The organism is Embleya sp. NPDC005575 (assembly GCF_040605455.1).
Lineage (GTDB): Bacteria > Actinomycetota > Actinomycetes > Streptomycetales > Streptomycetaceae > Embleya.
This window is the reverse complement of the sequence record NZ_JBEXCV010000073.1, coordinates 1-19,796: the sequence shown is the minus strand read 5'-3', so window position 1 is coordinate 19,796 and position 19,796 is coordinate 1. Positions and strand designations below refer to the sequence as shown.

15 protein-coding genes and 3 pseudogenes are annotated in these 19,796 nt (G+C 70.4%); 10 read left to right on the top strand and 8 right to left on the bottom strand.

Annotated features, from left to right (window positions below; genetic code table 11):
- The first annotated feature begins 599 nt into the window (after positions 1 to 599).
- On the top strand, positions 600 to 2,462 hold the full coding sequence (locus tag ABZS54_RS23730) for a hypothetical protein (RefSeq protein ID WP_355539477.1): 1,863 nt from the start codon (positions 600 to 602) through the stop codon (positions 2,460 to 2,462).
- Positions 2,463 to 2,673: 211 nt separating this feature from the next.
- Here the strand turns inward: ABZS54_RS23730 and ABZS54_RS23725 are convergent, their stop codons facing one another.
- Positions 2,674 to 2,961 carry a hypothetical protein gene (locus tag ABZS54_RS23725; RefSeq protein WP_355539474.1) on the bottom strand — a complete coding sequence of 96 codons (288 nt, stop codon included), beginning with the start codon at positions 2,959 to 2,961 and terminating at the stop codon, positions 2,674 to 2,676.
- 451 nt (positions 2,962 to 3,412) lie between these two features.
- Here ABZS54_RS23725 and ABZS54_RS23720 point away from each other — a divergent pair, with 451 nt between their 5' ends.
- Positions 3,413 to 4,657: an NAD(P)/FAD-dependent oxidoreductase gene (locus ABZS54_RS23720; RefSeq protein ID WP_355539471.1), complete on the top strand. Its 1,245-nt coding sequence runs from the start codon at positions 3,413 to 3,415 to the stop codon at positions 4,655 to 4,657.
- 175 nt (positions 4,658 to 4,832) lie between these two features.
- Here the strand turns inward: ABZS54_RS23720 and ABZS54_RS23715 are convergent, their stop codons facing one another.
- On the bottom strand, positions 4,833 to 6,203 hold the full coding sequence (locus tag ABZS54_RS23715; RefSeq protein WP_355539468.1) for a regulator: 1,371 nt from the start codon (positions 6,201 to 6,203) through the stop codon (positions 4,833 to 4,835).
- A gap of 547 nt (positions 6,204 to 6,750) precedes the next feature.
- On the opposite strand from ABZS54_RS23715, the gene ABZS54_RS23710 reads away from it, so the two are divergent.
- From ABZS54_RS23710 to ABZS54_RS23690, 5 genes are all read left to right on the top strand, one after another.
- Positions 6,751 to 7,452, top strand: a complete 702-nt coding sequence (locus ABZS54_RS23710; RefSeq protein WP_355539465.1) for a hypothetical protein — start codon at positions 6,751 to 6,753, stop codon at positions 7,450 to 7,452.
- 28 nt (positions 7,453 to 7,480) lie between these two features.
- Positions 7,481 to 8,275, top strand: a complete 795-nt coding sequence (gene lipB, locus ABZS54_RS23705) for a lipoyl(octanoyl) transferase LipB (protein ID WP_355539462.1) — start codon at positions 7,481 to 7,483, stop codon at positions 8,273 to 8,275.
- Between the two features lie 266 nt (positions 8,276 to 8,541).
- Entirely contained in the window at positions 8,542 to 9,513 is a 972-nt protein-coding gene (lipA, locus tag ABZS54_RS23700; RefSeq protein WP_355539459.1) for a lipoyl synthase, read from the top strand.
- A gap of 90 nt (positions 9,514 to 9,603) precedes the next feature.
- On the top strand, positions 9,604 to 9,867 hold the full coding sequence (locus ABZS54_RS23695) for a hypothetical protein (RefSeq protein WP_355539456.1): 264 nt from the start codon (positions 9,604 to 9,606) through the stop codon (positions 9,865 to 9,867).
- Positions 9,868 to 10,007: 140 nt separating this feature from the next.
- Complete coding sequence (locus ABZS54_RS23690; protein ID WP_355539453.1) at positions 10,008 to 10,694, top strand: DUF4191 domain-containing protein; 687 nt, start codon at positions 10,008 to 10,010, stop codon at positions 10,692 to 10,694.
- Positions 10,695 to 10,870: 176 nt separating this feature from the next.
- Here the strand turns inward: ABZS54_RS23690 and ABZS54_RS23685 are convergent, their stop codons facing one another.
- Positions 10,871 to 11,329 carry an RDD family protein gene (locus ABZS54_RS23685; protein WP_355539450.1) on the bottom strand — a complete coding sequence of 153 codons (459 nt, stop codon included), beginning with the start codon at positions 11,327 to 11,329 and terminating at the stop codon, positions 10,871 to 10,873.
- A 245-nt stretch (positions 11,330 to 11,574) separates the two neighbouring features.
- Here ABZS54_RS23685 and glnA point away from each other — a divergent pair, with 245 nt between their 5' ends.
- The gene (gene glnA / locus ABZS54_RS23680; RefSeq protein ID WP_355539447.1) at positions 11,575 to 12,984 is read left to right on the top strand and encodes a type I glutamate--ammonia ligase; all 1,410 of its coding nucleotides are present in this window, start codon (positions 11,575 to 11,577) and stop codon (positions 12,982 to 12,984) included.
- A 197-nt stretch (positions 12,985 to 13,181) separates the two neighbouring features.
- Here the strand turns inward: glnA and ABZS54_RS23675 are convergent, their stop codons facing one another.
- Positions 13,182 to 13,817, bottom strand: a complete 636-nt coding sequence (locus tag ABZS54_RS23675) for an HAD-IA family hydrolase (RefSeq protein WP_355539444.1) — start codon at positions 13,815 to 13,817, stop codon at positions 13,182 to 13,184.
- On the bottom strand, positions 13,814 to 14,326 hold the full coding sequence (locus ABZS54_RS23670; RefSeq protein WP_355539441.1) for a hypothetical protein: 513 nt from the start codon (positions 14,324 to 14,326) through the stop codon (positions 13,814 to 13,816). The genes ABZS54_RS23675 and ABZS54_RS23670 overlap by 4 nt, the downstream gene beginning before the upstream one ends.
- A gap of 349 nt (positions 14,327 to 14,675) precedes the next feature.
- Here ABZS54_RS23670 and ABZS54_RS23665 point away from each other — a divergent pair, with 349 nt between their 5' ends.
- A complete protein-coding gene (locus ABZS54_RS23665; RefSeq protein WP_355539438.1) occupies positions 14,676 to 16,652 on the top strand; it encodes a serine/threonine-protein kinase in 1,977 nt (658 codons plus the stop codon).
- Between the two features lie 68 nt (positions 16,653 to 16,720).
- On the opposite strand, the gene ABZS54_RS23660 is transcribed toward ABZS54_RS23665, so the two are convergent.
- The 3 genes and pseudogenes from ABZS54_RS23660 to ABZS54_RS23650 all read right to left on the bottom strand — a co-directional run.
- Positions 16,721 to 17,614 (bottom strand): TIGR01777 family oxidoreductase, encoded by an 894-nt coding sequence (locus ABZS54_RS23660; RefSeq protein ID WP_355539435.1) that lies wholly within the window; start codon positions 17,612 to 17,614, stop codon positions 16,721 to 16,723.
- Between the two features lie 94 nt (positions 17,615 to 17,708).
- Positions 17,709 to 18,707, bottom strand: a pseudogene (gene sucB / locus ABZS54_RS23655) (2-oxoglutarate dehydrogenase, E2 component, dihydrolipoamide succinyltransferase); the annotation flags it as partial.
- Positions 18,695 to 19,588, bottom strand: a pseudogene (locus ABZS54_RS23650) (DNA translocase FtsK); the annotation flags it as partial. The pseudogenes sucB and ABZS54_RS23650, both read right to left, overlap by 13 nt.
- Here ABZS54_RS23650 and ABZS54_RS23645 point away from each other — a divergent pair.
- A pseudogene (locus tag ABZS54_RS23645) lies at positions 19,551 to 19,796 on the top strand (hypothetical protein); the annotation flags it as partial. The pseudogenes ABZS54_RS23650 and ABZS54_RS23645 sit on opposite strands and share 38 nt — an antisense overlap.

Genomic DNA, 19,796 nt, shown 5'->3' with positions numbered 1-19,796 from the left:
CCGTCCGGCTTCGTCGGTCACCCGTCGCCCCGACGGCGGCATGGTCTCTCGGCTCGGAATGCCCCCCATGAGTTCAAGTCTGCCAGAGCCCACCCTTTCGCCGATCACCCTGTAGGGCCATCCGAGAGCGATCTTCTCCTTCTTCAGGGGGAGGAAACGGGATGTATCGCGACGGGCTCGTACGGGGCGGCGCAGGGCCGAAGGGGACGCACGGCGCCTTGCGCGGGACGAGGAGAAAGACGCGATGAGTGCGGATATCCGGACTTGCCGCGCGCCGATTCGTCGGATAATAACGTTCGGTGATCGATCCGGTACCTTTCGGATCACATTCGGCGGCGGGTTCGAGTGTGAGGTTGAACAACCCCTGTCCAATTTTTCCCGATCCGTGGGTTCTTTCGCGTGTGTTGAAGGGCAACCGCTGTCGTGGACCTTCTGGAAGAATCCCCGGGGTCGATGCCCGAGCGGCGTGATCCGTGCCGTTCGACCCGTGCCCGATCGCGGGCACATCCACATTCCTGTACTGGCGCGCCACCGATGCGGCGGGCGTCCGGGGCCGATGACGTCATCGATCCCGCCACCTTGACTGGAGTCCGCTCACCATGAGCCTTGTGACCGCGCTGTCCGGGCGCAGACGGCCGACGACCGAGGACGGCGCGTCGGCCGGTCCCAGGCCGCGTGTCGTCGTGTACTGGAACGTCGCGATGCTCGCGCTGCCCCTGCTGGTCCTGGGTGCGTTCGGCTGGCAACGCCGCTGGATAAGCGACGACGGCCTGATCTTCACCCGCCCCGCCCGCCAGGTGCTCGCCGGGCACGGCCCGGTGTTCAACCTCGGCGAGCGGGCGGAGTCCTCCACCAGCACCCTGTGGCAGTGGATCCTGGTCGCGGGATCCTGGATCTCCGGCATGGAGGCGGCGCCCTTCGCCGTGTACTTCGGGTTGCTGTGCAGCGTCGTCGGATACGGCGTCGCGCTGGACGCGACCAGGCGGCTGCGGCTGCCCGGGTTCGGGGACGCCTTCCTGGTCCCGGTCGGCGTGCTCGTGTTGATCGCGTTGCCGCCGGTGTGGGACTTCGCCACCTCCGGTCTGGAGACCGGCCTGACCACGCTGTGGACGGCGTGCTGCTGGTGGCTGCTGGTACGGATGTCGACCGACGCGCGTCGTCGGGTCGCCTACGTGCTCGCGTTCCTCGCCGGGCTCGGCCCGACGATCCGTCCGGACATGGGCATCGCCTCCGTCGGCTTCCTGCTGGCCATCGCCGTCATTCGGCGTCCCCGCCCCCTGCAGGTGCTCGGGCTGCTGGGCGCGGCGCTGGCCGCGCCGGTCGGGTACGAGATCTTCCGGATGGGGTACTACGGGGTGCTGCTGCCCCTGCCCGCCGTGACGAAGGAGGCGTCCGCCTCCGACTGGTCCCGCGGCTGGGGCTACGTCCGTGACCTGGTCGACCCGTACCAGCTGTGGATTCCGCTGTTGGTGGTGGCGGCGTTCGTGGCCGTCGTACTCGGATCCCGGTTGTCCGGTCCGGGCGCCCTGCGGCCCAACCTGAAGGCCATCGACCGGGAGGGCTGGACGCGGATCACCGTGCACGCCGTGCCCGTACTGTGCGGCGGCGCGATGTTGCTGTACGTCGTCCGGGTCGGCGGCGACTTCATGCACGGCCGGATGTTGCTGCCGGGGTTGTTGATGCTGCTCCTCCCGATCCTGGTGGTGCCCGCGAGCAAGGTGGCGGTACCGGCGGCAACCCTGCTCGTCGGGTGGGCGCTCGTGTGTGCCATCACGTTCCGGATCCCCTACGACGACGTCGGCCCCCGGGGCATCGCGGACGAACGCGGCTTCTACACGAACGCGCTCGAGATCGAGAACCCGGTCACCGCCGATGCGTACGTCAAGCACTACCCGGGTCTGTCCGGGCCGCTCGTGTCGGCCAAGAAGGGCAACCGGCACGTGGTCGTCTACTTCTCGAGCGGGGGCACCTACGAGGTCCCGCTGCGCGCCGACCTGGCGACCAGGATGGCGACCGTCTCGCCGCAGCTCGGGATGAACGGCGCGGCCACCCCGCTCGACGGCACCTCGGTCGACATCCTCGGCCTCTCCTATCCGCTGGCCGCGCACGTCGAACTGACCACGCGTGGTCGGCCCGGGCACGAGAAGGAGATCGATCCGGCGTGGATCTTCGCGGAGTTCGCGGATCCCGCCGCGGAACTGCCGCCCGGGATCGACCCGATCCGAGTGCAGGCCGCCCGCTACACCCTGACCTGTGGTACCGAGAACCGCGGCAAGATCAAGGAGTTGCAGGACTCGGTGCGCGAGCCGATGTCGTGGAGCCGCTTCACGAAGAACCTCACCGGCTCGGTGTCACGGACGTCCTTCCGCTTCCCCAACGATCCGTTCGCGGCCGCGAAGAAGATCTGCGGCGTCGACCTGCCCACCTCGGGCCCGATTCCCGCTGGGCCGGTCAAGCGCTGAACGCCCCCGGCCGCCGGCCGGGGTGTGCTGTGGGATTTCCGCCGCCCCGTCGGGGGCTGCGGGTGCGGGACGCGGATGAACGGGTGCCGCCCTCTCGGATTCGTCGAGAGGGCGGCACCGTGCGTTGTGGACGGGTTCGGCCGGCGGGATCGCCGACTCGGGTGGCTCGGCGGCTCCCGCGGACGGTCGTGCATTCGCAGGCGGGCCGGGGTCAGGTGGTCGGAAGCGACTCGGAGGGCCGGTCGACGGATGTCGTGGCCGGGGTTGCCGCGGGTGCGGTCGGAGCGGCTGTGGGCTTGCGCAGGGTGACGGCGGCGATCAGGGCGCCGGCGGCGGCGATCGCGGCGGCGCCGAGGAAGGCGGCGGAGAAGCCGTCGGTGAGCGCTGCGGCATCGCCGACCTCCCGGGCCATGATGACCATGAACTGGGCGAGCGCGATGAGCGCGAGGGCGGACCACCGGCGTGGGGCGGGGTTGGGTCGGGCCTGGGGTCGGGGCATCGCGATCACTCCGTGGATACGCATAGGGGGTATCGAGCGATCAGGAACATACCCTAGGGGGGTATCGAAGCCCAGAGGTTGCGCGGAAATACCTCATGGGGGTACCCAGGGTGCCCGGCTGTCGGGTCGAGACGACGAAACGGCCCCCGCCTCCCCGGTCGCCGGCACGGACAGCGGCAGCAGTGGGTGAGCAGCGGTCCCGCGCGCCGCTTCGGCGCATGCGGAAGCACCCGGTCCCCGCGCCCGGCCCCGCGTGGCGCGCGTCGCGCACGGGCGGTGGGCGACCCGCGTGCGATCGCCGACCTGCCGTCGCCCGGTCCACTCCGGGTCAACTCCCGTGCGTGACGAGGCGCTTACGGCGATTTCCCTGGGTATGACCAGTAGGCGACGAAACCGACTCCGCGGCGCCTGCGGCCGTGGGCAGGGGGACGGGAGGACGACCGTGGTCAACGTGCGTCGAACCGAGGTGATCGTGGTGGGAGCCGGTCTGGCCGGCTTGAGCGCGGCGCGGAGCGTCGCGGCGGCGGGGGTTCCGGTGACCGTTCTGGAGGCCGCGGAGCGACCCGGTGGGCGGGTACGCACCGATCTCGTGGACGGATTCCGGGTCGATCACGGCTTCCAGTCGCTGACCACCTCGTGGCCGCAGGTGAGCCGGCAACTGGACGTCGCCGCACTCGGGTTGCGCTCCTTCCAGGCGGGTGTACTGCTCCACGAGGACGGCCGCACCCATCGGGTGGGCGACGTCCGCCGGGTGCGGGACGCGATCGGCGGGCTACGCAACGGCAACGGCACCGACCGTGCTCGGGTGGCCGCGTTGCTCGCCCGGACCGCGTCCGCTCCGGTGGCCCGGGTGATGGGCGCTCCCGAGGTGGCTATCGCCGACGCGCCGACGATGCGAGCGCTGCCGCCCGAGCTGGCCCGGCGTACGCTGCGCCCGCTGCTGGCCATGCTGTTGCACGATCCCGCGCTGCGTTCGTCCAGCCGGTTCGCCGAGTTGATGCTGCGTTCGTTCCTGCGCGGCCGGGTGGCACTGCCCGCCCGCGGCATGGCGGCCGTGCCGGCGCAACTCGCGGCCGGGCTGCCCGCCGGCGTGGTGCGCCACGGCGTGCGGGTGTTGTCCGTTTCCGCCGACCGGGTACTCACCGACGTGGCGGGCGAGATCCGCGCCGGCGCGGTGATCGTGGCCACCGATCCGACCACGGCGGTGGCCCTGCTGCCGGGTCTGCGGATGCCCGAGTTCCACCCGGTGACCACGCTGTATCACGTGGCCCGCGGCGCCCCCCGGCCCGACGCGTCACTGCTCGTGGAGGCCGACGCCCGCAGCCCGTTCACCCACACCACAGTGGTCAGCCAGGTCGCGCCCACGTACGCGCCGGACCGGCGGGCCCTGATCGCCACCACCGTCCTGGGCCACGACGGTGCGGAGCCGACCAAGCTCGAACTCCGGGTCCGCGAACGGCTGGCCGTCGTATACGACACGCCCACCAGTGAGTGGGCGCACCTGACCACCTGTCACATCGCGCGGGCCGTCCCGGTGGTCGAGCCCGGTCACAACTTCCGCCGCCCGGTCCGGCTGATCGGCGGCCTGTACGTCTGCGGTGACCATCGCGATTCCAGCTCTATCCAGGGCGCCCTGGCCTCCGGCCGCCGAGCCGCCAGATCGGCCCTCGCCGACCTGGGCGTTCTGGCGGCCTGACAACGGCCCGAAAACCTGACGACCGGGAAGTCGGAAGGCCCACAGGCCCCACCACGCCCACCCGAGGCCCGAATCCCGCAAGGGTCGAGCCATCGGCGGTGGGCGGGCGAGCACAAAAGCCAAGCCGACCAAGACGCACCCGCAGCCCAGGCTCAAGCGGTCCACACAAAACCCATCAAGCCGTCCGCACAAAGCACCCCGACCGCGCCTCGAACTCGCGCACCGCCGGCACATCCCGATACGGCGCCAACCGATGCGTGAACTCGCGCACGTAGTCCACCGCCCGCGACGACCGCAGGCCCTCCGCCTGCTCCGTCGCCTCCGCCTCGACCCGGCACGCCTGTTCGACCTCGCCCAACTCCAACAACGCGGTGGCCAGGATCGTCTGGCAGAACAGCCGACTGCGGGTGTACTCGCTACCGCGCAACAGCAGCGATCGTTCGGCATATTCGCGGGCCTTGTCGTACTCCTCCAGGTCCCGGTAGCAGTGCGCGTGATCGTCGGTCAGCTGCGCCTCGTTCATGAACGCGACCCACTCCGGCTCCTCGTCCCCGGGCGCCACGCACTCCAACGCCTGCTCCGCGCGCAGCAGCGCCGCCCCGCACGCGCGCGCGTCCCCGAGCAGCCCGTGCCCGCGCGCCTCGACCGCGTGGAACAACGCCCGGACCCGGGGCGTGGCCACCCCCGAGGCACCCTGCTGGGCGACCCGCGCCAGCTGTACCGCCTCACGCCCGTGGCCGAGGTAGACCGCCTGTCGACTCATCGTGGACAACACGAACCCGCCCAGCGCCCGATCCCCGGACGCCTGGGCCAGCCGCAGTGCCTGGACGAAGTAGCGCTGCGCCATCCCGTGCACGCCCACGTCGTACGCCATCCAGCCGACCAGCCGGGTGAGCGTGGCCGCCGCGCCGAACAGCGCGCTGCCGGTGCGCGAGTCGTAGGTCCCGCGCAGTATCGCGGTCACCTCCGTGTCGAGGTAGCGCACCAGCGCCTGTCTGCCGTGCCCGCCGCCGAACGAGTTGTCCAACCGTCGGAACGCCTCGCCGACCGCACGCACCGCGGCCACGTCGCCGAGCCCGACCCGATCGCCGTCCTGCCGGGCCGGCCGCTCGTCGCCGGCGCCGATCAGCCAGTCCCGACTGGGCACCACCAGCGCCCCGGGCGTGAACGCGGCCTCCACCAGCGCGGATCGCTGTGCCGAGTCGGCCTGCCACATGCCCGTGACGATCTCGACCGCCTCGGGCGGCCCCGACGCGTATTCGAGTCCGGCATAGTCCGGCCGGCACCCGGCCATGCCCAGATCCTCGGCGCTGAGCTTGCGGCCGAGTCGTTGGGTGAAGACCTCGGCAAGCAGTATCGGCACGATTCCGCGCGGATGTTGGCCACGCAGCCAGCGCGCCACGGAGGTCTTGTCGTACCGGAGATCGATGCCCTGTTCCGCACCGAGTTGGTCAACGCGTCGGGCCAGACCGGCATGCGAGAAGCCGGCTTCCTCGACAAGCGCCGCCAGCCGATGGTTGGGGCGCCGCTCGACCCTGGCTGCCATGGTGATGAACGCCTCCCGCTGGTGCGGTGGTTCGGTGTGGGTGGGTGATCGCGCGAGAATCTAGCGATTTCTGGAGCGCTACAACCCGAACGCTCGCAACAATGACCCTTTCGAGTTACCGGGCCGGGCCCGGCGATCGGGTGGCGAATCCGCGCCGACGGCGGTCCGCCATGGCCGAGTTCGGCAGAACCTGCCGAACCCTCGGGACGGATTCGATGCGGCATCACCACCCGCGCGTCGCTTGCGGTGTGCGGGGCCGTGGTGGAACATGCGCGAGGCAGTTCACCCGATGGGGTGATCGACACCCACGTGGCCGAACCCGAATCACACGGCCGAACCGAAGCCGAATCGCAGGGCGAAAACCGAATCCGAATCACACGGCCGAACCGAACCCGAACCACGCCGCCGGAAGCGAATCCGAACCACTCGGCCGCAACCGCACCCGAGCCGAACCGCGCGAGCGAATCTCGCAATCGGCCGAACCGGCCGACGACCCCGCTCCCACGGACCGCCCCCGGCCTCGCCCCGACTCGAAGGAAGCGCACGCGTGACCCGGCAGCCCGACAACACCGCTCGCGGGATCGTGATCCCCCTGGCCGTCGTCGCGCTCGTGTGCCTGCTGCTCACCAGCGGGGTCTTCCTGTTCTCCGGCTCGGACGACGACAAGGGCCGCCATCGCTCGCTCCCGAACGACCTGAACCTGCCGCTGCCCGCGCCCGCGTACCCGCTGCCCGGCACCGCCCCGGCAAGCCCGGGGGCGACCACGTCGACGACCGCGAGCCCGACCAGGTCGGCCGGCCGCTCCCCGTCCGCCTCGGCGAGCGCGACCGCGAGTACCGGCCCCACGGCGGCCCGCACCACCGCGCCGCCCCGCTCGACCGCGCCGCCCGTCCCGCCTCCGCCGGCCACCACCGGGCCCAAGGACATCTCCGTCGACGCCACCGTGACCGACTCCGGCTGGGGCGCCGACGGCACGGTGATCATCACCAACCGCACCGCGCGTCCGCTCCCGGCCTGGGATCTCACCCTCACCGCGTCCGGCCGGGGGAGCGGCTTCACCATGCTCTGGGGCGAGGACATGCGCACCAGCACCGATCGCGGCATCGCGACCGCGCGCGGCAGCGGCCCGTTGGCCCCCGGAGCCAGCGCGGTGATCGAGTTCGGGCTGTACGGCCGGGTCGAGTCGATCGGCTGCACCTTCACCGGCGTCACCTGCACGGTCCGCGGGCTCGACGCCGGCCGTCGGTGACGTTCGAGCCCGTCGTACGCTGTCGGACGTGACCAGCTTCTTGCGATTCGTGCACTTGGGCCTCGGCGACGCCGCCGTTCCGTACGAGGCCGCCTGGGAGGAGCAGCGCCGCGTCCACGAGCAGGTGGTGAGCGGCGAATCCCCAGACACGTGTCTGCTCCTCGAACACCCCGCGGTGTACACGGCCGGTCGCCGCACGGACCCCTCCGAGCGCCCGATGGACGGCACCCCCGTGGTCGACGTGGACCGGGGCGGCAAGATCACCTGGCACGGCCCCGGCCAACTCGTCGGCTACCCGATCGTGCGGCTGCCCGAGCCGGTGGACGTGGTCGCGCACGTGCGCCGGATGGAGGAGGCGCTGATCCGGCTCTGCGCCGATCTGGGCCTGGAGACCACCCGGATCGAGGGTCGCAGCGGCGTCTGGGTGCTGGGCGACGCGGTGTCGCCGAGTCCGGCCCCGGTCGGTGGGCTCGACCTGCGCCTGGACAGCCGCCTGGCGGCCGGTCCCGACCCGCGCCTGCACCCGGAGTTCGACCCGCGCCTGGCCGGGCCGGAGTACGCCCCGTCCAACGCGGGCCAGCGCGGCGACGACCGCAAGCTCGCGGCGATCGGCGTCCGGGTCTCGCGCAAGGTGACCATGCACGGCTTCGCGATCAACTGCGACGCGGACATGACGTACTACGACCGGATCGTGCCGTGCGGCATCAAGGACGCCGGCGTCACCTCGCTGAGCCGCGAACTGGGCCGCGAGGTCACCGTCACCGAGGTGCTGCCGCTGGCCGAGAAGCACCTGGCCGACGTGTTCGCGCACGTGTCCGTGTGAGGCGCCGGTCGCGGACCGCGTGACGCCCGCCTCGCGCTCCGCGTGATGCGGACCGCGCCGCCCGCGTGACGCACGCCTCACAGCCGAATCCGACATCCGGGGAATCCACCCGGGTTCGTCCCGGTTGCCACCGGATGGGCCGTCCGAAGGCCCGAATCCCTCGGCGTACTCTGGACGTACCGCCCCACCACGGGCCCGGATCATCCTGTCGGGCCCATCGCAGTCTGTCCCGCCCCGCAGGCTGCCCCGAGCATAGGGAGTCGCGCGTGTCCGCTGTCGCACCCGACGGCCGCAAGCTGCTTCGCCTGGAAGTCCGCAACGCCGAGACTCCCATCGAGCGCAAGCCTTCGTGGATCAAGACCCGGGCGAAGATGGGCCCCGAGTACACCGAGCTCAAGCAACTCGTGAAGCGCGAGGGGCTGCACACGGTGTGCGAGGAGGCCGGGTGTCCCAACATCTACGAGTGCTGGGAAGACCGCGAGGCGACCTTCCTGATCGGCGGCGACCAGTGCACCCGGCGCTGCGACTTCTGCCAGATCGACACCGGCAAGCCGGCCGAGCTCGACCGTGACGAGCCGCGCCGCGTCGCGGAGTCGGTCCAGGCGATGGGCCTGAAGTACGCGACCGTCACCGGCGTCGCCCGCGACGACCTGCCGGACGGCGGCGCGTGGCTGTACGCGGAGACGGTCCGCCGGATCAAGGAGCTGAACCCGGGCACCGGGGTGGAGCTGCTGATCCCGGACTTCACCGCGCAGCCGGACCAACTGGCCGAGGTGTTCTCGTCCCGTCCCGAGGTGCTCGCGCACAACATCGAGACGGTGCCGCGCATCTTCAAGCGCATCCGACCGGGCTTTCGCTACGAGCGTTCGCTCGACGTGATCACCCAGGCCCGGGCCGACGGCCTGGTCACCAAGTCCAACCTGATCCTGGGCATGGGCGAGGAGCGCGCCGAGATCAGCCAGGCCATGCAGGACCTGTACGACGCCGGCTGCGAGCTGCTGACCATCACGCAATACCTGCGGCCGAGCGTGCGGCACCACCCCGTCGAGCGCTGGGCGCGCCCGGAGGAGTTCGTCGAGCTGAACGAGGAGGCCGAGGAGATCGGCTTCGCGGGCGTGCTCTCCGGCCCCCTGGTCCGCTCCTCGTACCGCGCGGGCCGGCTGTACCGCCAGGCACTCGAGGTGCGCGAATCCCGCTCCGCTTCGGGTGAAGGTATGCAGACTTTCACGTCGGTTTGACCTTGACGTCATCATTTGGTAACACATTGTTGCGAGAGTCGACCGCAGTGCGCTGAACGTTCGCACCAGAACAGGTAGGGGGACGACGTCATGCAGGACACGCAGCAGGGCAACGCCTCGGTGCTGCGAGGCGCGTTCGATCGCGGCTTCGCGGTCCGCCGGGCGACCGTGGGCCGAGTTTTCCGGGCCGTCGAGACCGTGCTGATGTTCGAGGGCGGTCAGCGCACCGCACGACGCAACGCGTGGGCGGCTGTCTGTGCCGACCGCAATCGTGCCCGCGCCCGCGCCGAGGCCTCCGACATCCTGGCCCGGCTCGCCCCGGTCAACCCGGCCCCGGGTACCGGCTCGCACTGACACGCGTTGCGCCGTACGGCCGTTCACCGCAGGTTCACCTTCGGTCGGACGGCCGTACCGTTGCGCCGCTCGCATGAAGGTTCGGACAAGCTGTCGGCAGCCATTGTCCGGGGTGGACGACACGCCAGTATCCTTTTCATATGGCGAGCAAGGAACCATCCGAGAAGAGCGGCCGGCTGAAGCAGATCCGGCTCGCCTACCAGCAGACGAAGAAGGCCGATCCGTGGGTCGGCTTGATTGTGGCGGCCTGGGGCCTGGGCGTATTCGCAGTACTCCTGGCCATCGGCTTCTGGTGGGGACATCCGATCTACCTGGGCATCCTCGGTGCCCTCGTGGGTCTGCTCGCGGCGGCCTTCATCTTCGGACGACGAGCCGAGAAGTCGGTGCTCGGCCAGATGGAGGGCCAGCCCGGCGCCGCGTTGGCGGTCATGCAGTCACTCAAGCGTGGCTGGGTCGTGACCCCCACCGTGGCCATCACCCGCCAGCAGGATGTCGTTCACCGCGCCGTGGGTCGCCCCGGCATCATCCTGGTGGGCGAGGGCCAGCCCGGTCGCGTGACGCGACTGCTGGCCGATGAGAAGAAGCGTATGTCCCGCCTGGTGGCGAGCACCGTGGTGCACACGATCATCGTCGGCAACGACGAGGGTCAGGTCCCGCTGCTCAAGCTGCAACGGCACATCATGAAGCTGACGCCGACCATGGCCAAGCCCGAGGTCGCGGTGGTCAACGACCGCCTGCGCGCGGTCGGCGATCTGATGAAGAACATGCCGGTGCCCAAGGGCCCGATGCCCAAGGGCGCGCGCATGCCGCGCGGCCCGCGCGGCTGACCCTCCGGCGGTACACCCACCGCGCGCGACGCGACCGCAACACCCGTCCCCACCCGATCACGAGAGCGGCGGCGATCCGAACCGGATCGCCGCCGCTCTTTCCGTTGTCTTTCGTTGTGCGTCACCCGCACTCGTCGTGTTACGAACTGCGCACGCGCCACCGCGGTGCCTGCCGCCTACGCGAGCACCACTGCGGTGCCGACCGCCTTGTCGTGGAAGCCGCGCCCGTCCCGGTCGTAGATCGCCGGCGGGATCACCAGGCACAGCAGGAACGTGCGCACCACGACCGCGAGCGGCAACAGGGTGTCGCGGGTGACCGAAACCACCCGGATGCCCATGATGCGCTTGCCGAAGGTCCAGCCGATCGTGCTCACCAGGAGCAGGTTCTCGGCGGCGAACAGGACGAGGGTGCCCCAGCTCGTCCCGGGGTCGTTGAGGTCGCCGCCGCCCAGGAACGACAGCGCGATGATGTAGCAGATGCCCCAGTCGATGAGCAGGGCGATCAGCCTGCGCCCGGTCGGCGCCGGCGAGTTGGGCCCGTCCTCGGGCAGCCCGAGACGCTTGCCGCGGTAGCCGAAGTCTTCGCCCGCCGTCCCGGGGGCCTGGTTCCGCGATGCGGTCGTGTTCTCGTCCACCCTTCCAAAGTAGACGAGCCGGGCCGATTCACCCGCCCCGGGGTGTGCGTGAGCACGTTGATCATGGGCATGCATCCAGGCAAGACGGGCTAGACCGTACGGGTGCGTGCGTAACATCCCGGAAACACGAGGGACACCGACGGGAAACCGCTCCCGCCTACCTTCGAGGCCTAGTGGCCACCGGGGAGGAGGCCGCTCCCCGCGAACGCAACTACCCGCGCCTGGCGCCGGGTCGAGGAGGATTGATGTTCAACAACGCCGATGAGGTGTCGCGATACATCGCCGACAACGACGTCAAGTTCGTCGACGTTCGTTTTTGCGACCTGCCTGGCGTGATGCAGCACTTCACGGTCCCGGCGAAGACGTTCGACCCGAGTGAGACGCTGGCGTTCGACGGATCCTCGATCCGCGGCTTCCAGGCGATCCACGAGTCGGACATGGCGCTTCGCCCCGACCTGTCCACGGCGCGACTCGACCCGTTCCGCAAGGACAAGACGCTCAACATCAACTTCTTCATCCACGACCCGCTGACGGATGAGGAGTACAGCCGCGACCCGCGCAACGTCGCGAAGAAGGCCGAGCGCTACCTCGCCGGCACCGGCATCGCCGACACGGCGTACTTCGGCCCCGAGGCCGAGTTCTACGTGTTCGACAGTGTGCGCTTCGCGACCGGCGCGAACGAGTCCTTCTACCACATCGACTCCGAGGCGGGCGCCTGGAACACCGGTGCGGAGGAGAACAACCGCGGCTACAAGGTGCGCTACAAGGGCGGCTACTTCCCGACCCCGCCGGTCGACCACTTCGCCGACCTGCGCGCGGAGATCTCTTTGGAGCTCGAGGCCGCGGGCCTGGAGATCGAGCGCCAGCACCACGAGGTGGGCACCGCCGGCCAGGCCGAGATCAACTACAAGTTCAACACGCTGCTGGCCGCGGCCGACGACCTGATGCTGTTCAAGTACATCGTCAAGAACGTCGCGTGGCGCAACGGCAAGACCGCGACCTTCATGCCGAAGCCGATCTTCGGTGACAACGGCTCGGGCATGCACTGCCACATGTCGCTGTGGACCGACGGCACGCCGCTCTTCTACGACGAGCAGGGCTACGCGGGCCTGTCCGACACCGCCCGCTACTTCATCGGCGGCCTGCTCAAGCATGCCCCGTCGCTGCTCGCCTTCACCAACCCGACGGTGAACTCGTACCACCGTCTGGTCCCGGGCTTCGAGGCACCGGTCAACCTGGTCTACTCGCAGCGCAACCGCTCGGCCTGCATCCGTATCCCGATCACGGGCAGCAACCCGAAGGCCAAGCGCGTCGAGTTCCGCGTCCCGGACCCGTCGGCCAACCCGTACCTGGCCTTCGCCGCCCAGCTGATGGCCGGCCTCGACGGCATCAAGAACAAGATCGAGCCGCTTGAGCCGGTCGACAAGGACCTGTACGAGCTGGCCCCCGACGAGCACCAGGCCGTCCCCCAGGTCCCCGGCACCCTCGCCGAGGTCCTCGACGCCCTCGAAGCCGACCACGAATACCTCCTCGAAGGCGGCGTGTTCACCCAGGACCTGATCGACACCTGGATCGAATACAAGCGCACCAAGGAAATCGACCCGGTCCGCCTCCGCCCCCACCCGCACGAGTTCGAGCTCTACTTCGACATTTAAGTCGAGGTGGCGCTGACCTGCGGGTTTACCCCTTAAGCGGCCCGAGAGGGCACAACGAGGGCACTCCCCCGAAGGACAAGGCCGTCGACCGCTGCTTCAAGAGCGCGGTCGACGGCCTTCTTCGTGCGCTCTTCGCCGGCAGGCATGAGGTGTGCTGGTGACGTCGGATATCGGAACTGTCCGAATGCCCCTGCCGATCATGTGCGCTGTGTGTCCGGTGGTGCGCTGAGGAGTGGCGCGAGGGCACCGCGGAGATCTTCGATCCGCCGGTAGTGGAGGGCAGTCATCCCCACCTCGCGGGCCGCCTTGACGTTGGCGGCGGTGTCGTCGACGAACAGGCAGCGGTGGACGGGGGCGCCGGCCCGTGCGGCGGCCATGAGGTAGACGCGCGGATCAGGCTTGATGACGCCGATGCGGGAGGTGTTCACCACGGTGTCGGCGAGGTCGGCGAGCCCTTGCCGAGCCAGATCCCGCTCCAGCCGGGTTGTCGCGTTGGAGACCAGGGCCACGGTTGCGACCGTGCGGGCCCGGGCGAGAAGGGATACGGCCTCGTGATCGACGCGTGGCACCAGATCGGACCAGGCGGTGACCACGGCGTGGGCCCGGTCCATCGACCCACAGATTTCAGCGAGGTCTGTGGCCACCGCAGAGCGCCATTGCTCGTCGGTGATCTCCCCGGTGATCGCCGGGTGCAGGCGGGCCGGCGCGAAGGCCGCTGCTGCGAGTGCGCCTGCGGGGAGTCCATGGATACTTTCGAGGCCATCGGCGGTGGGCCAGTGCCGAAGGACACCGTCGATGTCGCAGAGCACGGCGTCGTAGGGACGTGCGGTCATGATGAGGACTCCTTGGCGGCGCTTGTCCGCGCGCTGACTCGGGCTGCGTAGGTAGCCCAGTCGCCCGCGGAAAGTCGTTGCCAGGCCACGGCGACATCGGTGTGGATGCCCAGGGTACGGGCGAGGATCGCGGCGGGGATCTCGGTGGCGAGTTGGAACAGCGCGGTGTTGCGGGCCCGGTTGGGGTGGATCCCGAGGTTGTTGAGCCGCTTGGTCGGTTGCCCGGTGCTGATCGGCCGTCCGGGTCGGCCGCCGGGGAAGAGCCAGGGGGACGGGGTCAGAGCTCCGATGGTCGCCAACGCGCCGAACAGCGCACGGCATCCACGCTCCGCGCGATCGTCAAGGAACTCGCCCACGCCGGAACCGCCGACGGCGCGGTGCTGGGCACCCTGCTGTCGACGATGGTCCTGGTCGCCGTCCCGGCCGTCCGCCGGCACCAGCAACGCGAACACGAACAACAGGCCGAAGCCGCCGGTGGGCCCTCGCCCGGCTACGCGCCGCCTACGCACAGGTCGCCACCTGGCCGAGGCGGCACGACGCACCCCCGGCCCGGACACGGCCGAGCGGTTCGCCGACACGGTCCGCCACACCCTTCCCGCCCACGCCACACGCATCCTCATCGACCCCGCCTGGCCCGCACTCGCCACCACCCTCGCTAGCCTCGGCTTCGACGGAATGTTCGCCGGTACCTACGTGTGGTGACGGGACCGGCCACGGGAGCCGGTCCCGTCACGGACCGACTCCCTGCCAGAGTGCCGACTTGGACCGCTGGGCACGTGCCGGTCGACAGACGGCCGGCCCCGGGCTGCAGGTCGTCGTCGACCGTCGGCTGGGGTGCATTGTCGTAGGGTGATCGCCATGACGGGGGTCGCAGGATTGCTGGTGGATGGACGCTACCGACTGCTTGAAGCAGTCGGAGCGGGCGCGATGGGCCGGGTCTGGCGCGGTCGCGACGAGCGCCTCGACCGCGAAGTCGCGGTAAAGGAAGTCCTGTTGTCGGACGACCTGCCGAGCACGGCGCGCGAGCGGCAGATCGCCCGGACCGTGCGCGAGGCACAGGCCGCGGCCCGGCTGCGTCACCCCGGCATCGTCACCGTCCACGACGTGACGCTGCACGAGGGGGTGCCGTGGATCGTCATGGAGTTACTGCCCGGGCCATCCCTCGCCGCGCTCATCGCCCACGAGGGCCGGCTCGATCGTGGACGGGTCGCCGCGTTCGGCGCGGATGTCGCGGACGCGCTTGCGCACGCGCACGCCGCCGGGATCGTCCACCGGGATCTCAAGCCCGACAACGTCCTGATGGACGGGGATCGCACCGTCATCACGGACTTCGGCATAGCCCGGATCCTCGACGCCTCGGGCCCGTTGACCAGTGTCGGCGTCATCATGGGCACCCCGCGGTTCATGGCCCCGGAACAACTGGCCGGAGACCAGGCGGAGGCGCCGGCCGACCTGTGGGCCCTCGGCGCGACGCTGTACGCCGCCGTGGAGGGACATCCGCCCTACCCCGGCCGGACATGGACCGAGATCAGCGAGGCCATCCGGACGGGACCGCCGCCCTCGGCACCGCACGCGGGACCGCTGGGCGAACTCCTCGCCGCCCTGCTGACCAAGCTTCCTTCCGCACGCCCGGACGCGGCGACCGCAGCCCGGCGCCTGCGCGCGACGCTCGACCTACACGACACCGGCACCCAAGGACCCGACGCCACCGCCACGCGTACGCGCCGTCAACCCCCTCGTGAACCGACACGGCGGCCGGGCCGCCGACCGAGCCGCCGTGCCGTCGTTCTCGGCGGGATATCCACCCTGGTGGCGGCAACAGGCGGATCACTCCTGGCACTACACCTCGCCGACGACGACGACCCGGTCGACCTGTCCCCCTGGCGCACCTTCGGCGGCTACACCGAATCCGTGTCGTCAGTGGCGTTCACTCCCGACGGCAAGACCGTCATCGGCGGCAGCGCGGGCGAAATTCGACTGTGGGACCTCAAGACCGGAACTTCCACCGGCGCCGTCTCCGAGCCCGACGGCTTCGGCCGCGTGGCACTCGGCCCGGACGGCAAGTCCCTTGCGATCGGCGGCCGAAGCGGCGCCATCCACCTGTGGGACCTCAACACCAAGAGAGCCCTCGGGTCCCTCGCCGGGCACACCGACACGGTGAACTGCCTGGCGTTCAGCCCCGACGGCGGGACACTCGCCAGCGGCAGCGACGACAGCACCGCCCGACTGTGGGACCTCGCAACAGGGTCGAACACGGCCACGTTGACCGGTCACACCGGCGGCGTGCCGTCCGTGGCGTTCAGCCCCGACGGCAAGGCCCTCGCCAGTTGCGGCGGTCGCAGGTCCGGCGACAGCAAATACGACGAGAACGTCCTCCTCTGGGACGTCGCGACCCGTACCACGACCGCCACGCTCCACAGCTCCACCGGGCAGGTGTTCTCGTTGGCGTTCAGCCCCGACGGCAAGACCCTGGCCTGCGGCAGCGGCGATGACTCCCGCTACTACACCACCGCGACTGTTCCCAACGTCCAGTTGTGGGATGCCCGCACCATGTCCGCCAAAGCCGTGATCTTCACGAACCCCTCCTCCCGCAGAGTGACGTCGGTGGCGTTCAGCCCCGACGGCAGGACCCTCGCCAGCGGCGACAACAACGGCGCCCTTGAGCTGTGGAAGCCCTCCACTCAGACCAAGACCGCCACCCTCACCGCCTACATGGCGTCCGTGCCATCGCTGGTGTTCAGTCCCGACGGCAAGACTCTCGCCGCAGCCACGTCCGCGCTCCGTGGCGGTCCCGGCGCCGCCCAGGAAGCCGTCCGACTGTGGAAGCTGCCCTGACAGTCGCATCCTGATCGCTGCAAGGGTCGGGACCATGAAGCTGGTCGACGGGATTGGTCAGGATGATCTCAGTCGGCCAGGGCTGCGGTGATGGTTGTTTCGATGGTGGGGTGCTGGAAGGTGAAGCCGGAGGTGAGGAGGGCCTTGGGGAGGACGCGTTGGCCGGTGAGGATTTCGGTGCCGAAGCCGCCGAGGGCGGTGCGGAGGGCGAAGGCGGGTACGGCCAGGACGGTGGGGCGGTGCAGGGCTTTGCCCAGTGCCTTGGTCGCCTCGGCATTGGTGACCGGGTGCGGTGCGGTCAGGTTGATCGGGCCGGCGAGTTCGGGGTGGTCGAGGGCGTGGCGGATCGCGGCCACCTCGTCGGCGAGCGAGATGAAGCTCCAGTATTGCCGGCCCGAGCCGAGCCGGCCGCCCAGACCGGCCTTGACCAGCGGGATCATTCGGCTCAGCGTGCCGCCGGAACGGGACATCACCAGGCCGGTGCGCAGGTGGGCGACCCGGATGCCGGCCTCCACGGCGGGTGCGGTGGCGGCCTCCCATTCGGTGCACAGGTCGGCCAGGAAGCCACTGCCGGCCGGGGAGGACTCGTCCACCTCGCGGTCGCCGGTGTCGCCGTAGAAGCCCATCGCGGAACCGGACAGGAGTACGCGCGGCGCGGGTTCCAGGGCCGCCAACGCGCGTGAGACGGCCGCGGTGCCCAGGACCCGGCTGTCGCGCAGTTCGCGCTTGTACGCGGCCGTCCAGCGCTTGTCGCCGATGCCCGCGCCGGCCAGGTGTACCGCCGCGTCCACCGGGCCGAGTGCGGCGGTGTCCACGGTGCCCGCGTGCGGGTCCCAGCGGACCTCGTCCGGTCCGCCGGGGGCCCGGCGGACGAGCCGGACCACCCGGTGCCCGTCGGCGGTCAGCGAGCGGACGAGGGCGGACCCTACGAGGCCGGACGAACCGGTGACGGCGATGCGCATACCGCCATCCTTGCCCACCGGGCCGCGGAAATGCCGAAGGCGGCCCGGACGGGATGTCCGGGCCGCCTTCGCAACGTGCCCACCGCAGTGTTTCCTACAGGCCGAGGTCGCCCTCGAAGGCGCCTTCCTCGAGACGGGTCTTCACCGTCTGCAGGAAGCGGGCCGCGTCCGCGCCGTCCACCAGGCGGTGGTCGTAGGACAGGGCCAGGTACACCATCGAGCGGACCGCGATGACCTCGCCGAGCGTCGGGTCGTTGACCACGACCGGGCGCTTGACGACCGCGCCCGTGCCGAGCATCGCGACCTGCGGCTGCGGGAAGATCGGCGTGTCGAACAGCGCGCCGCGCGAACCGGTGTTGGTCAGCGTGAACGTGCCGCCCGCCAGCTCGTCCGGGCTCACCTTGTTGGTACGGGTGCGCTCGGCCAGGTCGGAGATCTTGCGCGAGAGGCCCGCGATGTTCAGGTCGCCCGCGTTGTGGATGACCGGGACCATCAGGCCGCGGTCGGTGTCCACCGCGATCACCAGGTGCTCGGCGTCGTGGTAGGTCACGGTGCCGGCGTCCAGGTCCATCGACGCGTTCAGGACCGGGTGGATCTTGAGCGCCTCGACGGCCGCCTTCGCGAAGAACGGCATGAACGACAGCTTGACGCCCTCGCGCGCCACGAAGTCGTTCTTGGCCCGGTCGCGCAGGCGGGCGATGTTGGTGACGTCCACCTCCACGACCGTGGTCAGCTGGGCCGAGGTCTGCAGCGACTCGACCATGCGCTTGGCGATCACCGTACGCATGCGCGAGAGCTTCTCGGTCCGACCGCGCAGCGGTGACGGCTCGATCGCGGCCGAAGCCTTGGCGGCGGGCGCGGCCGGGGCGGCGGCCGGAGCCGATGCCGCGGCGGCGGCCTGGGCCGCCTGCTGCTTGCGGGCCGTCTCCAGCACGTCCTGCTTGCGGATCCGACCACCGATGCCGGTGCCCGCGATCGAGCCCAGGTCCACGTTGTGCTCGGCGGCCAGCTTGCGCACCAGCGGCGTGACGTACGCGCCGTCCGCCTCGGCCGGCGGGTCGTGTCGACCAGGTCGCTCGGGTCCTCGACGTCGCGCGGGGCAACCATCATCAGGTCGGCCAACTCGTCGACGATCACCAGCAGATACGGGTACGGCTGCGCCTCGCGCTCGCTGCCCGGCGGCATCCTGAGCTTGCCCGCACGCACCGCGACGTTGAAGTCGTCCACGTGCCGGAAGCCGAAGTTGGCCAGGTCGTCGTAGCGCATGTCCATCTCGCGCACGACCCACTGGAGCGCCTCGGCGGCCTTCTTCGGGCTGGTGATGATCGGCGTGATCAGGTGCGGGATGCCCTCGTAGGTGGTCAGTTCGACCCGCTTGGGGTCGACCAGCACCATCCGCACCTCCTCGGGCGTGGCGCGCATCATGACCGAGGTGATCAGGCCGTTGATGCAGCTCGATTTGCCCGCGCCGGTGGCACCCGCCACCAGCAGGTGCGGCATCTTGGCCAGGTTGGCCACCACGTCGTTGCCCTCGACGTCCTTGCCGAGCGCGGCGATCATCGGATGCGCGTCGCCGGCCGCGGTCTCCGAGGCCAGGATGTCGCCCAGGCTGACCATCTCGCGGTCGGTGTTGGGGATCTCGATGCCGACCGCGGACTTGCCCGGGATCGGGCTGATGATCCGCACGTCCGGGCTGGCCACCGCGTACGCGATGTTCTTGGCGAGTGCGGTGATCCGCTCGACCTTGACCGCCGGGCCCAGCTCGATCACGTAGCGGGTCACCGTCGGGCCCCGGGAGAAGCCGGTGACCTGTGCGTCCACGTTGAACTGTTCGAACACCTTGGACAGCGCGGCGACCACGTCGTCGTTGGCCTTGCTGCGGGCCTTGGCCGGCGGGCCCTTCTTGAGCAGCGAAGGGCCGGGCAGGTGGTAGGTGATGTCGCCGGACAGCCTCAACTGCTCGCTGCGCGGCGGCGCGGGGGTGTGCGCCGGCGCATCGGCGGCGCGGGCCCGCAGATCGGTCACCACCCGGGCGGCGGCGGCCTTGCGCGAGCGCGCCGGCGGTACGACCAGGCCCGCGTCGTTCGCAGGGGTGCTGATGTACGCGGACGGCTTCGGCATCCGGCCCGTGCTGCGGGAGTTGGCCCACGAACTGGCCGGGCACGGGTACTACGTGCTCGTC